Source organism: Aquimarina sp., assembly GCF_977115655.1.
The window spans coordinates 31,474-44,024 of the sequence record NZ_CDSBKO010000051.1; the positions used below are offsets into that span (position 1 = coordinate 31,474).

General features: G+C 33.4%; 14 protein-coding genes. 9 read left to right on the plus strand and 5 right to left on the minus strand.

Annotation, left to right across the window (positions count from 1 at the left end; translation table 11 throughout):
- From ACZIYX_RS18260 to ACZIYX_RS18270, 3 genes are all read right to left on the minus strand, one after another.
- Positions 1 to 585 (minus strand): cob(I)yrinic acid a,c-diamide adenosyltransferase, encoded by a 585-nt coding sequence (locus ACZIYX_RS18260; protein ID WP_462683699.1) that lies wholly within the window; start codon positions 583 to 585, stop codon positions 1 to 3.
- Positions 586 to 623: 38 nt separating this feature from the next.
- Entirely contained in the window at positions 624 to 1,703 is a 1,080-nt protein-coding gene (gene cobW / locus ACZIYX_RS18265; protein WP_462683700.1) for a cobalamin biosynthesis protein CobW, read from the minus strand.
- Between the two features lie 198 nt (positions 1,704 to 1,901).
- Complete coding sequence (locus ACZIYX_RS18270) at positions 1,902 to 2,381, minus strand: hypothetical protein (RefSeq protein ID WP_462683701.1); 480 nt, start codon at positions 2,379 to 2,381, stop codon at positions 1,902 to 1,904.
- 579 nt (positions 2,382 to 2,960) lie between these two features.
- Between ACZIYX_RS18270 and ACZIYX_RS18275 the strand changes: the two genes are divergently transcribed.
- The 4 genes from ACZIYX_RS18275 (at position 2,961) to ACZIYX_RS18290 (ending at position 5,782) form a co-directional block, all read left to right on the plus strand.
- Positions 2,961 to 3,509 carry a ClpP family protease gene (locus tag ACZIYX_RS18275; protein WP_462683702.1) on the plus strand — a complete coding sequence of 183 codons (549 nt, stop codon included), beginning with the start codon at positions 2,961 to 2,963 and terminating at the stop codon, positions 3,507 to 3,509.
- Between the two features lie 40 nt (positions 3,510 to 3,549).
- The gene (locus ACZIYX_RS18280; protein ID WP_462683703.1) at positions 3,550 to 4,287 is read left to right on the plus strand and encodes a M15 family metallopeptidase; all 738 of its coding nucleotides are present in this window, start codon (positions 3,550 to 3,552) and stop codon (positions 4,285 to 4,287) included.
- Between the two features lie 45 nt (positions 4,288 to 4,332).
- A complete protein-coding gene (locus tag ACZIYX_RS18285; protein ID WP_462683704.1) occupies positions 4,333 to 4,794 on the plus strand; it encodes a CAP domain-containing protein in 462 nt (153 codons plus the stop codon).
- Positions 4,795 to 5,017: 223 nt separating this feature from the next.
- Positions 5,018 to 5,782, plus strand: a complete 765-nt coding sequence (locus tag ACZIYX_RS18290; RefSeq protein ID WP_462683705.1) for a M48 family metalloprotease — start codon at positions 5,018 to 5,020, stop codon at positions 5,780 to 5,782.
- Positions 5,783 to 5,837: 55 nt separating this feature from the next.
- On the opposite strand, the gene ACZIYX_RS18295 is transcribed toward ACZIYX_RS18290, so the two are convergent.
- Together ACZIYX_RS18295 and ACZIYX_RS18300 are read right to left on the minus strand one after the other, a co-directional pair.
- Entirely contained in the window at positions 5,838 to 6,221 is a 384-nt protein-coding gene (locus ACZIYX_RS18295; protein ID WP_462683706.1) for an ankyrin repeat domain-containing protein, read from the minus strand.
- 282 nt (positions 6,222 to 6,503) lie between these two features.
- The gene (locus ACZIYX_RS18300; RefSeq protein WP_462683707.1) at positions 6,504 to 6,887 is read right to left on the minus strand and encodes an ankyrin repeat domain-containing protein; all 384 of its coding nucleotides are present in this window, start codon (positions 6,885 to 6,887) and stop codon (positions 6,504 to 6,506) included.
- Between the two features lie 313 nt (positions 6,888 to 7,200).
- On the opposite strand from ACZIYX_RS18300, the gene gpmI reads away from it, so the two are divergent.
- From gpmI to ACZIYX_RS18325, 5 genes are all read left to right on the plus strand, one after another.
- Positions 7,201 to 8,718, plus strand: coding sequence for a 2,3-bisphosphoglycerate-independent phosphoglycerate mutase (gpmI, locus tag ACZIYX_RS18305; protein ID WP_462683708.1), 1,518 nt, complete (start codon positions 7,201 to 7,203; stop codon positions 8,716 to 8,718).
- A 390-nt stretch (positions 8,719 to 9,108) separates the two neighbouring features.
- Positions 9,109 to 9,684 carry a thioredoxin family protein gene (locus ACZIYX_RS18310; RefSeq protein ID WP_462683709.1) on the plus strand — a complete coding sequence of 192 codons (576 nt, stop codon included), beginning with the start codon at positions 9,109 to 9,111 and terminating at the stop codon, positions 9,682 to 9,684.
- Positions 9,685 to 9,691: 7 nt separating this feature from the next.
- Complete coding sequence (locus ACZIYX_RS18315; protein ID WP_462683710.1) at positions 9,692 to 10,153, plus strand: RidA family protein; 462 nt, start codon at positions 9,692 to 9,694, stop codon at positions 10,151 to 10,153.
- 402 nt (positions 10,154 to 10,555) lie between these two features.
- Complete coding sequence (gene map / locus ACZIYX_RS18320; RefSeq protein WP_462683711.1) at positions 10,556 to 11,374, plus strand: type I methionyl aminopeptidase; 819 nt, start codon at positions 10,556 to 10,558, stop codon at positions 11,372 to 11,374.
- Between the two features lie 132 nt (positions 11,375 to 11,506).
- Positions 11,507 to 12,274, plus strand: a complete 768-nt coding sequence (locus tag ACZIYX_RS18325; RefSeq protein WP_462683712.1) for a class I SAM-dependent methyltransferase — start codon at positions 11,507 to 11,509, stop codon at positions 12,272 to 12,274.
- Positions 12,275 to 12,551 lie beyond the last annotated feature (277 nt).

Here is a 12,551-nt window from a genome sequence, read left to right on the forward strand (position 1 = left end):
TTATGTTGTTTTCTTTTTTCGTTTATACAAAAATAATTGCCATTTTTCTTCTGCTACCCCTGCTTTATCCATTTCTGCCCTTGCCATAGTAAAGAACAAATCTGATAATCTATTAATATATGCTACCACATATTCTTCTACAGAGTTTGGGTCTTCGTGCATTAAAGTAACCAGTCTGCGCTCTCCTCTTCGTATTTGGGTTCTGCATACATGGCATAAAGCAGAAATTTCGTTCCCACCTGGTAATAAAAAGTAATCTGAAGGAGAGCTTATAGCGGCCTCCATGGCATCCATCCACTGTTCGCAAAAATCTGCTCCGTCTATAGGTTTAGGATTTGTATTTTCTTTTTTGGAATCGGATGGTCTTGCCAAATGCGACATCATATCCATCAAATCTTTTTGGATTTTATGCAAATTTGGTTGCCACTCGTGGTCATTACTTAATTTTGCCCGTAACAAACCAATGGTAGAGTTTGCTTCATCCAAGGCTCCGTTGCACTCTATACGAGCAGAATCTTTATATTCTCTTTTTCCTCCAAAAACTCCGGTCATACCGGTATCTCCTTTGCGTGTATATATTTTCAAGGGTATAAATTTTAAATTAATTACCTTTTAGGATATTTTTATACTTCTGCTACTATCCTAAGTTTTTCTTCTAATGCCTGTTGGATTTTATCCTCTTCTAGTTTTTCTCCTATAATTACTAAGCGTGTAGCTTTTGGCTCTGCATCTTTCCATTTTCTGTCAAAATAATTTTCAAACCGTTCTGCTACTCCTTGAACGATCATGCGCATTGGTTTACCGGGCACGTGTATGATTCCTTTAATTCGATAAATAGAGTTTTGCGCAACTAATTCTTTTAATGCTTTTATTAATGTTTGTGGTGTATGTGCTGCTTTTACTTCTATAACGATAGAGTTTATAGTCTCGTCATGGTCATGATCGTGGTGATGATCGTCATGGTCATGATGGTGATGGTGGTCTTCATGATGCGAGTGTTTGCTGTCTACATGGTCTTCGGCTTTGGCATCTATGCCTAATAGTACCTCTACAGAAATATCTCCTTTTACGGCTGAAATTAGTTTGACTTTTTCTCCTACCCGGTTCTGGATAATATCCTTTACCTCCTCATATTGCTCTTGGTTAATTAAATCTGATTTTGTCATTACAATCAAATCTGCACATGCCAACTGATCTTCAAACAGCTCTTCTATAGAGGATTCGTGATCCAGATTTTCATCTTCTAGCCTTTGCGATTGCACCTTATCCCGATCGCATATTTCTCCCGTAGCTTGTCCTACACTATCTACCACAGTAATTACTGCATCTACAGTGATTTGCGGTTTTAAATCGGGCCAGTTAAAAGCTTTTAATAGTGGTTTAGGCAATGCTAATCCAGAGGTTTCTATAATAATATGGTCGATATCTTGTTTACGCTCCATTAATTGCAGCATTGTCGGCAGAAATTCTTCTTGTACCGTACAACAAAGGCAACCATTACTTAACTCTAGTATATTTTCTTCTTCGCATCCACAATCATTACCTTTTAATATTTCTGCATCCATACCCAGTTCGCCAAACTCGTTAACAATAATCGCTAATCTTCTGCCATTAGCATTTTGAGCAATTTTATGTATTAAAGTTGTTTTACCGGATCCCAGAAAACCTGTGATTATAGTTACCGGGATTTTTTGTGTCTGCAAAGCCATATTTTTTTTATTAAGATAATTCCTAACAAATCTATTTATTATTGTTTAAAGGAAAAAACAAAACCAGATATGTTTCCATATCCGGTTTTGTTTTTTTGCTACCATAATTGTTCTTAACATATTATTGAGATCCATTAAATCAATGGTTCTTTTATATCAACTTGAGTTTCTATGTTAAAAACCAAGCCATTTTCAAGGATTCAAATCCATTTGATCCAAGAGTTCCAAAAAGATAAATCTATTGGTAACAGGGTTTCGTGTTTGTGCAGTATGGGTTTCTAAAAATCTGTTTAACACATCCTCCAGATGGGTTCCTTCAAAAGTACTTTTCAGGTTTTCGTCTGTATAATCCATAATTTTCAATTGCCAAGGTGTGAAAAAATATAATAATTCTTTACCAAAAAAATCAGGCAACAAAGTTTTGGCTTTATATATTTTGATATACTCACACTGATCTTCCAAATAAAAATGCCCAAAATTATCTGCCGCATCTGCGTTTATTTTTCTGGAAGTACTTTCTAATGATTCTTTAAGTTCTTCATACCGAATAGGACTTTTAAAATCCAACAACATGCTCTCTATCTTAAAAAGTATATCATATACTTCTATTTTTGACATACCGTCTAATTGTTTAAAGACTTTTTGAACTACTGCTTCTTCTTGTGTTATCATATTTTAATTGGTTAATAGGTTTAAGAGCAGAAGTAGTACTTTCTGGTTTGTTTTCTTACAAACATTAGGTTATTGTGGTTGTAAAAAATCAACCTGGTTTTAAAGAAACTACTACTTCTTGTGTGTATCTTTTTTTTTTAAATAAAAAGACAATTTTATCCTCCAATAGTTGCATGTATATCCAATAACTTTATACAAAAAAGACTGTCTTAATCCAAAAGCATTCAAATTTGTTTTTGAAGCTATATTTTTTACCATTTGTATTTATCTCTAATTCTTTTCAATATTTAAAATTTTGATTAAACATTACTCTGAAACGTTATTTTGAAATAACATTTGGACAACTGGTCATTTATCATTTTTAATACTAAAAACAAAACCAAATAAAGATTCTGTTTTTAAAATTTTATGAAATGCTAAATCTATATGATGATTTTCTGCAAAAATAATTATACATTTATCTCAAAGATGTGAAGGATTCTCAAAAAACAATAATACCCCAAGTAGCAGACTTAATAAGGGGTTTAAAGAATTTTTAAATACTCAAAAAAAATCAAAAAAGAATTAAAACTATAAATAATGAAAGAGAAATCAGGAAAAACACAAGATCTAATCGACAAAAAATTTTTAGAGGAACGAAGTGTGTTTCTTTGGGGGCAAGTAGATGATAAATCTGCAAAACATGTAATCGACAGGCTTATGTATCTGGATATGGTTAACCATAAAGAAATCAAGTTATATATTAATAGCCCGGGCGGATATGTTACTTCTGGGTTTGCAATGTACGACACCATAAAAAGTTTAAAAAGCCCGGTATCTACTATTTGTACAGGGTTGGCAGCATCTATGGGTTCTATTCTTTTAAGTGTGGGTGAAAAAGGCAGAAGATTTATACAGCCACATGCAAAAGTAATGATACATCAACCAAGTGGTGGCGCCAGAGGTCAGGCTTCCAATATAGAAATTCAAGCCACAGAAATCATTAAAACAAAAGAGCTAAGTGCTCAAATTCTTGCAGATAATTGCGGTCAGGATATCGAAAAAGTATTAAAAGATTTTAATCGCGACTATTGGATGGATGCTCAAGAATCTTTGGAATATGGTATAGTAGATGGAATTATGGAATAACATATCTTAAAAAACATTTATTGGATTGTAATATAAAACCATGATAAGACGAAATTTTATTGAAATCAGTTCTTTGGGGATATTAGGAGTACTAATGCCGTCGTTTTCTATATTACAATCCAAATTTTCTAAAGATGATTTAATCGGAAAAAGTGATATTCCTCTTTTTGGGGACACATACAAACTTCGAAAAGAAGCACATGAAGCTTTTTTAAAAATGAAAGCTGCCGCATCCAAAAGTGGATTTAAAATAAAAGTAGTTTCCAGTTACAGAAGTTACGCTCACCAAAACCAGATATGGGATCGTAAGTACAAAAAATTTACTTCAGAAGGATTATCTCCCACAGAAGCTATAAACAAAATTGTAGAATATTCTACAATACCAGGCACATCAAGGCATCATTGGGGAACAGATTTAGATATTGTAGATGGTAATGCTGTACAACCAAAAAACTTACTTCTAACCGAAAATTTTGAAGGCAATGGTCCCTTTTGTAAGTTTAAAGAATGGATGGACACTAATGCAAATACTTTTGGTTTTTTTCTTGTATACACAAATAAAGAGGACAGAAAAGGGTTTAAGTATGAACCATGGCACTACTCGTATGCTCCTCTTTCTATTTACATGCTAAAAGAATATCAAAAAATAAATATAGTACAAGAGCTAAATAAAGCAAAATTAATTGGCAGTAATTATTTTACCGAAAAATTTATTAATCAATACATTAAGAATAACATATTAGATATTAATCCGGAATTATTTAAAAAAAATATATAATAAAAACATACTATTTAAGTTATTTTGTAAAAAAACCCCATTTTTATGAAAACTTCTTTAGTAAAGTATTTATTTACATTTTTAATTCTATCCTCTGTATTATCCTCTTGTTCTAATGATGATAGCAATTCTAATGAAATTTCTGTCGCCGACGAAGTCCTCAAATTAGTAAATGAATATCGATCTGAAAAAGGCTTAAAACCTTTAACAAAAAATAGTACTGCAGAAGAATTAGCTATCGGTCATACACGATATATGATCTCTAAAAAAGACATTAGCCACGATAATTTTAATTCCAGAGGCGATGTCTTAAATGAAAAAGAAAATGCTGTTTCTACAGCTGAAAATGTAGCTAGTTCCTATCCCGATGCAAAAAGTGTGGTAGATGGCTGGATTGCCAGCGATGGACATAGACAAAATATAGAAGGAGACTACACCCATACTGGTATTGCTGCAATAAAAGACGAAAATGGCAAATACTATTATACACAATTATTTTATCGCTAACTATTGTAAACTCAACTACGCTAGTTTGCACTAACCCCGTTTTAAAACTAAAAACGGTCACCCCTAGCAGTTGCTTACTAATTAAATATACCTGTATTTTTTAGTAAGCAACTTTTATTTTTAACTATTTACATAATCTAATACTTTCTTGAACAGTTTTACTTTCATTTATTTTTTAACTTTAAGATCATTTCTGTAAATTACTGACCTAAATTAATTTATAATGAGACGTGGCGGCTTAAAAATCAGGATACTTATAGGTTTGGCTATTGTAGCTTTTGCTTTTTTTAAAAAGTGTAATAATAAAACTCACAATCCATATACCAATAGAGTACAAAATATTAATATGACAAGTGATCAAGAGATTGCTATTGGATTGCAAAGTGCTCCAGAAATGGCTCAACAACACGGTGGGCTATACCCCGATCAAAAGTTACAGAACTATATAGATATGGTAGGTAATAAACTGGTTAATTCCAGTATGGCTAAAGAAACTCCGTATAAATATGAGTTTCATTTATTGGCAGATCCAAACACTATTAATGCATTTGCCTTACCCGGGGGACAGATATTTATAACTTATGCATTACTGTCTAAATTAGAAAATGAAGATCAGGTAGCAGGCGTATTAGGTCATGAGATCGGGCATGTATTAGGGAGACATTCTGCAGAAAGAATAGCAGAACACGAATTCTGGAAGACCATATCTACAGGTGCTTCTGTTGGAGCAGATGCAGGTGGTATTGTAAACAGTATAGGATCTAATATATTATTGGGTAATGGTCGCGAAGATGAGTTAGAAAGTGATGATCTAGGAGTTTTATTTATGATCGATGCAGGATATAATGCCGAAGAGATGATTGGAGTTATGAAAATCTTAAAAACTGCCGGAGGACCAAACCGTACCCCAGAGTTTCAAAGCACACATCCTGATCCTGATAATCGAATAGAAAAAATCAAAGAAGCGATACAAAAGTATAGTAAATAATAAAAGCCGTTAATTTATACAAATTAACGGCTTTTAAAAAACTCAATTAAAAAAGTTATGACAACTCTTCTAATAACGCCACAGCTTCTTTTGCATTAGATTGCTTTGCAAATTTCATTGCTGTATACCCTTTACTATTTTTAGTATTAATTTTAGCACCTTTTTCTACGAGTATTTTAATAATATCTGTACGATTATATCGTGCCGCATACATAAGGGGGGTCATTCCATCAGATTTTTCATTAACATCACTTCCTAGTTCGATCAGTTTCTTTACAGTTTCCAGGTCTCCTTTTACGATAGCCATACAAAACGGACTTGTTTTGTACGCAATAATAGCAGAACTATTATTGTCATTAAAACTTTTGTCAGATTCTGAAGCAAAACTTAAAGAAGTAACACATACGGCCATTAAAATGGTAAAAATTGATTTTTTCATGATAGATTGATTTTTTATATTATTTGATTGACTTATACTTAGTATGACTACCAAAACCAATATTTTGTTACATCTGTTACCAGATAATAACACAATTTTAACCTTTTAATGTAATACATTCATCAAAATCTTAAAACCTTGTTTTATAAAAACCAACAATGAAGCAGCCTCATTAGGTATATTTATTTGAGTATATATTTTTCTTGACAGGGAGATTAAAAAATCCGCTAAACATATAATAATGCCTAGCGGATTCAAATTGTACGATACAATTCTAAAATATTATTTTTTCTTTAGCTCCAATAATAATGTTTTGGCATTATCAGCTCCGGATAATTCTGCATACTTTAATGCAGTAAACCCTTTTTTATCTTTCACATTGATTTCTGCCCCATTAGCTACCAATAATTTAATTATTTCTACTCTATTATAACGAGCAGCGTACATAAGCGGAGTCATCCCTTCTGAAGTTTTATTTACTTCAGTTCCTAATTCAACCATTTTTTTTACCATTTCATAATCTCCTTTAGCAATAGAAATACAAAATGGAGATACATTTACAACTTCTGTTTTCTCAACTTTATATGTTTCCAGACTTTTTACAGGATCCTTTGCTAATACCAGACTTACTGTCATACATGTAATTAAAATCGATAACTTTTTCATTTTTTGTGCTTTTATAAGTTCAATTTGGATTTGTGATTGTCAAAATTTTGACGGCGCAAATAAATTACATTATCCTCATAAAAAATAACACTATTTCAAGAATAACTCATTTTTAACCTTACTTACACAAATTCGTTAATAATTTCACAAAAAAAGCACTTCTGTTAACCCTACAAAAATGTACTAATAACAAAGTAATAACCTGTGTTTTTTGCCTGCTTATTTATGAAGTTGTAAATTTGATTCTTTTTCTAATTTTTGGAGTTTTGATCTTCAAAAACAACCAACCAAAAACCATAACTAAGAGTTTATTATGAACAAAAAAGTAATCTTAATGATTCTGGATGGGTGGGGAACCTCTCCTGATCCTAAAGTATCTGCTATCGATCATGCAAATACTCCTTTTATAGATAGTTTGTATAAAAAATACCCAAATGCAGCATTACGTACCGATGGTCTTCATGTAGGCTTACCAGACGGGCAAATGGGTAATAGTGAGGTTGGGCACATGAATCTTGGCGCAGGTAGAATTGTTTATCAAGATTTAGCTAAAATCAATTTAGCAGTACAAAACAATACACTTAAAGATGAATTTGTATTAACAGATGCTTTTAAATACGCTAAAGAAAAAAACAAAAACGTACATCTTCTTGGTCTGGTAAGCGATGGCGGAGTACATTCTCATAGTAATCATATCAAAGGAATATTAGATGCAGCGAATGCTTTTGAGTTAAAAAATGTTTTTTTACATGCATTTACAGACGGTCGTGATGTAGATCCAAAATCCGGAAAAGGACACATTCAGGATATAAAGGATCATATATCTAAAACCACTGGGAAACTGGCCTCTGTAATAGGCAGATACTATGCAATGGATAGAGATCAGCGATGGGAGCGTGTTAAACTGGCGTATGATCTTATCGTAAATGGCGTAGGTAAAAAAACCGAAGACCCTATCCAGAGTATCCAAAACAGTTATGATGCTGGTGTTACCGATGAGTTTATCGAACCAATCTTAGTGCAAGAAAACGGAGCTCCTGTAGCAACCATAAAGGAAGGCGATGTTGTTCTGTTTTTTAATTTCAGAACCGATCGTGGTCGGGAATTAACCGAAATGCTTTCTCAAAAAGATATGCACGAATATAACACGCACAAACTCTCCTTATATTATGTTACTATGACAAATTATGATGAAAGTTTTGAAAACATAAAGGTGATCTACAATAAGGATAATATTACAGAAACTCTGGGTGAAATAATTTCTAAGGCTGGTAAAAAACAAATTCGTATTGCAGAAACCGAAAAATACCCGCACGTAACTTTTTTCTTTTCTGGTGGGCAAGAAGAGCCTTTTAAAGGAGAAACCAGAATATTAAAAAACTCTCCTAAAGTTGCAACATACGACCTAAAACCCGAAATGAGTGCGTATGAACTAAGGGATGCACTGGTAACAGAACTACAAAAAGGCGAAGCGGATTTTGTATGTTTAAATTTTGCAAATGGAGATATGGTAGGACACACAGGAGTAATGGAGGCAGCTATTAAAGCTTGTGAAGCTGTAGATATTTGTGTAAAAGATGTAGTAACTACAGGATTAGAAAACAACTACTCTACCCTTTTGATTGCAGATCATGGTAATTGCGAAACTATGATTAATCCAGATGGTACTCCCAATACAGCGCACACTACCAATCCTGTTCCTTTTATTTTGGTAGATACCGATCTAATAGAAATAAAGGATGGCGTTTTAGGAGATATTGCTCCTACTATTCTGGATCTTATGGGAATCCAAAAGCCTGAAGCGATGACACAACATTCTCTATTAAAATAATATCGTTTTAACTTTGATATCTTAGTACATGACAAAAAATTATACGATATAGAGATGAGATGATTTGTCATTCCGTTGCAGAACGGAATCTACTCATGGATAACTCTATGGCTAAATGGATTCTAGCCTTTAGTTTATCCTGAACTTGACGAAGGGCTGGAATGGCAAAAAACGATAAATACACCTGTAGTTTGTTAATTGTAAATCATTTATCGGAAATCATAGATTTTTTGTCCTGTACAAAGCTTTGAAATAGTAAACCTATTTTGTTAAACAACCTCTAACATCAATTAGAGGTTGTTGACTTTATGGTATATTCGTATAGAAGTAGTTCATTTTTTTGATCTATTGAATATTTTTTTACACTTTACACACATTATTCTAATTAAAATGAAAAAGATAATTATTATTGGTCTTTGCGCATTTTCCGTTTCTTGTGCCAGTACTTCGGTTACTAAAACAGATACCGCAAAAACAACAAACACCCAATCCCAAACCTCTGGCACCGTGTCTCAAAAACCTAATCCCGAAATATTAGTAGGAAAACAAGATCGAAAAGCTTTGCAGCAAGAACCTTTTGGCACTTGGTTTACTAAAAATTATAAGGAGTATACTATAGATGAAACTACCGTTAAAGAACTGGCTCCGTATGTAAAAGATATTTCTATTAAAGCTTTTATGGGCACTTGGTGTAGTGATAGCAAAAGAGAAACTCCTGCTTTTTATAAAATATTAGATACTACCGGGTTTAACTATAACAACCTAGAACTAATAACGGTAACTCGCGAAAAAGATACTCCAGAGGGGTTTGAAAAAGACTTAAATATTGACAGGGTTCCTACTTTTATTTTTTATAAAAACGGAAAAGAATTAGGTCGTTATGTAGAATTTGCAAGAGAAACTCTGGAAAAAGATATTCTGGCAATCGTATCGGGTGCGCCTTATAAACACTCTTATGAAGATTAAATTATAAATGACTCCACATCAAAAACTAAAAGAACTCAATATTGAATTGCCTGAAGTTTCTACTCCAGGGGGATCTTATACTTCTGTAAATATTAGAGGCACTATAGCATATATAGCGATTCAATTTCCTATAATAAATGGTGAATATTTATATCAAGGCAGACTAGGCGATTCTATTACTACAGAGGATGGTTATGAAGCCATGCGATTATGCGCTATAAATGTTCTTGCACAAATAGATAAAAAAATTGGTTTTGACTCTATCATAGGGCTTAATCATATAGATGCATACTTTCAATCTGGCACTAGCTGGGACGATTCTCCTACTGTAGTAAATGGAGCTTCTGATTTATTTCTTGATATATTAGGTGAAAAAGGCATACACTCCAGAGCTATTTTTGGAGTGGATAAACTCCCAAGAAATTTTAGCGTTGGTCTAACCACTTCTTTTACTATAAAAACACTGTAAAACAGTAGTACCCTGAACTTGATATAAGATCGATACAATTTTTCCTCGTTATCCTATGAAAAATCAATCCATTTGTCGGCTTTTTTAAATCTAATTCTTATAACTCATATTAGTGCTATTCCTTAAGACATACGATACATTTCTTTTTGTGTTATTGTAAATGCAACAATTTGCGTGAGGGATTGGAGTGTAAATCCCACAGCCCGACAAAGGAGGAGCGAGGAATTGAAACAGAAAGCCCGACCCTTGTGGTCACGCCCATATCTAAAAAAACAGAATTTGTTATACCCCTCGCTTATTTGCATCAAAAAGCGAAATATCAAAATAGATTATATGCACCTGCAGAACAAGCATTATTCTTTGTAAATTTGCCTCTTTTATCAAAGTATTGTTTTTACGATTATGATTATTACCAAAACACGCGAAGAAATAGAATTAATGCGCGAAAGCGCTTTGGTTGTTTCTAAAACACTAGGGATGTTAGCTGCCGAAGTTAAACCTGGTGTAACCACTTTACATCTGGATAAACTTGCCGAAGAATTTATTAGAGATCATGGGGCAATCCCTGGTTTTTTAGGCCTGTATGATTTTCCAAATACACTGTGTATGAGTCCCAATGCTCAAGTAGTTCATGGGATCCCTAATAATACTCCATTAGTAGAGGGAGATATTATATCTATTGATTGTGGTGCTATTAAAAATGATTTTTACGGGGATCATGCCTATACTTTTCCGGTTGGAGAAGTTTCTGAAGACGTAAAACAACTACTTAAGGTAACCAAAGAATCTTTATACATTGGTATTGCAGAGTTTAAATTAGGAAACCGCGTTGGAGATGTTGGATATGCTATTCAAAAATTTACAGAAGAAGCTGGTTATGGTGTAGTTAGAGAATTAGTAGGTCACGGACTTGGCAGAAAAATGCATGAAGATCCTGAAATGCCAAATTATGGACGTCGTGGAAGAGGCAAAAAGTTTATAGAAGGAATGGTGGTTGCTATAGAACCAATGACCAATATGGGTACACACCGTATTAAACAATTACGGGACGGGTGGACTATATTAACTAATGATGGTAAACCTAGTGCTCATTTTGAGCATGATGTTGCAATCGTAGATGGCAAACCAGAAATCTTATCTACTTTTAAATATATATACAAAGCTTTGGGTATAGAGTCTGATGAGGAAGATGCTTTTAGACAAGAGCTATTGACTGTTTAACTTTTTTATAAAAATAAAAACCTGATCTTCTTATTAATGTTCATATAAGTTTACTTAAAAATGAAACGTTTTTATTCTGTAAATCTTTATGAAACGTTGAAACTTGTTTTGTGCCCTTAGTGTACCTCTATTATGAAAAAGCTTTTCAAACTTATATTAAATACCATACCCAGACCCGTTTTAATTCGGTTGAGTTACTTGGCAAGACCTGTTATATCTCTATTTTTAAAAGGAAATACCTATACCGATCCTATTGATGGCAAAAGTTTTTCGCGTTTTTTACCTTATGGATATGAAAACCAAAGGGATAATGTATTATCGCCTTCTACCTTATCTTTAGAACGACATAGACTGCTTTGGTTATATCTTATTAATGAAACTGATTTTTTTACTGCACCGGCAAAAGTATTGCATTTTGCACCAGAGCAAGCATTTTATAAACGGTTTAGGGAACTAAAACATATAGAATACACTACTACAGACCTTAACTCTCCCTTAGCAGATGTAAAAGCAGATATTTGTAACCTGCCATTTACAGATAATGAATATGATGTTATTTTTTGCAATCACGTTTTAGAACACATCCCTAACGATACTAAAGCTATGCAGGAGCTATATCGGGTTTTAAAACCCGGCGGAATGGCTATTTTTCAAATACCTCAGGATTTGAACAGGGAAACCACCTTTGAAGATGACAGCATAACCGATCCACAGGAGCGGGCTCGTATATTTGGACAATACGACCATGTACGAATTTACGGTAGGGATTATTTTGAAAAGCTGCGATCTATTGGTTTTAAAGTAGATGAAGTAAACTACACCTCTATCCTATCTAAAGAAGAAGTTACTAAATACTGTCTTGCCCCGGGCGAAATACTGCCTGTTTGTTATAAGCATTAAGGTTCTACTAGTTTATAATAGTGTTGCTAGTTGTATCGAAACTCAGCATATCCCATCCCCAGCCCTTCCCAGAAGGAAGGGAGTCAGTCAAAGTGTGATCCAAATCAAAACGGAATCCAATTTTATTTATTTCTTGTTATTACAACCTTTCGATTCGGCTTAGGATAAACTATAGCAGGAATTCATTAGTAACAACACATACACAAAATGGATCCCAGTCTACACTGGGATGAACTGTGCTTAAAAACAAATATTTGGTTGATAATTTTCTATATAT

Bases quoted from the DNA above. Each gene is read 5' to 3' on its own strand.
- ACZIYX_RS18325 (WP_462683712.1), top strand. From the start codon at position 11,507: ATGAAAAAGCTTTTCAAACTTATATTAAATACCATACCCAGACCCGTT.
- ACZIYX_RS18270 (WP_462683701.1), bottom strand. From the start codon at position 2,381: ATGATAACACAAGAAGAAGCAGTAGTTCAAAAAGTCTTTAAACAATTA.
- ACZIYX_RS18310 (WP_462683709.1), top strand. From the start codon at position 9,109: ATGAAAAAGATAATTATTATTGGTCTTTGCGCATTTTCCGTTTCTTGT.
- ACZIYX_RS18315 (WP_462683710.1), top strand. From the start codon at position 9,692: ATGACTCCACATCAAAAACTAAAAGAACTCAATATTGAATTGCCTGAA.
- ACZIYX_RS18275 (WP_462683702.1), top strand. From the start codon at position 2,961: ATGAAAGAGAAATCAGGAAAAACACAAGATCTAATCGACAAAAAATTT.
- ACZIYX_RS18285 (WP_462683704.1), top strand. From the start codon at position 4,333: ATGAAAACTTCTTTAGTAAAGTATTTATTTACATTTTTAATTCTATCC.
- ACZIYX_RS18280 (WP_462683703.1), top strand. From the start codon at position 3,550: ATGATAAGACGAAATTTTATTGAAATCAGTTCTTTGGGGATATTAGGA.
- gpmI (WP_462683708.1), top strand. From the start codon at position 7,201: ATGAACAAAAAAGTAATCTTAATGATTCTGGATGGGTGGGGAACCTCT.
- ACZIYX_RS18295 (WP_462683706.1), bottom strand. From the start codon at position 6,221: ATGAAAAAATCAATTTTTACCATTTTAATGGCCGTATGTGTTACTTCT.
- ACZIYX_RS18300 (WP_462683707.1), bottom strand. From the start codon at position 6,887: ATGAAAAAGTTATCGATTTTAATTACATGTATGACAGTAAGTCTGGTA.
- ACZIYX_RS18290 (WP_462683705.1), top strand. From the start codon at position 5,018: ATGAGACGTGGCGGCTTAAAAATCAGGATACTTATAGGTTTGGCTATT.
- map (WP_462683711.1), top strand. From the start codon at position 10,556: ATGATTATTACCAAAACACGCGAAGAAATAGAATTAATGCGCGAAAGC.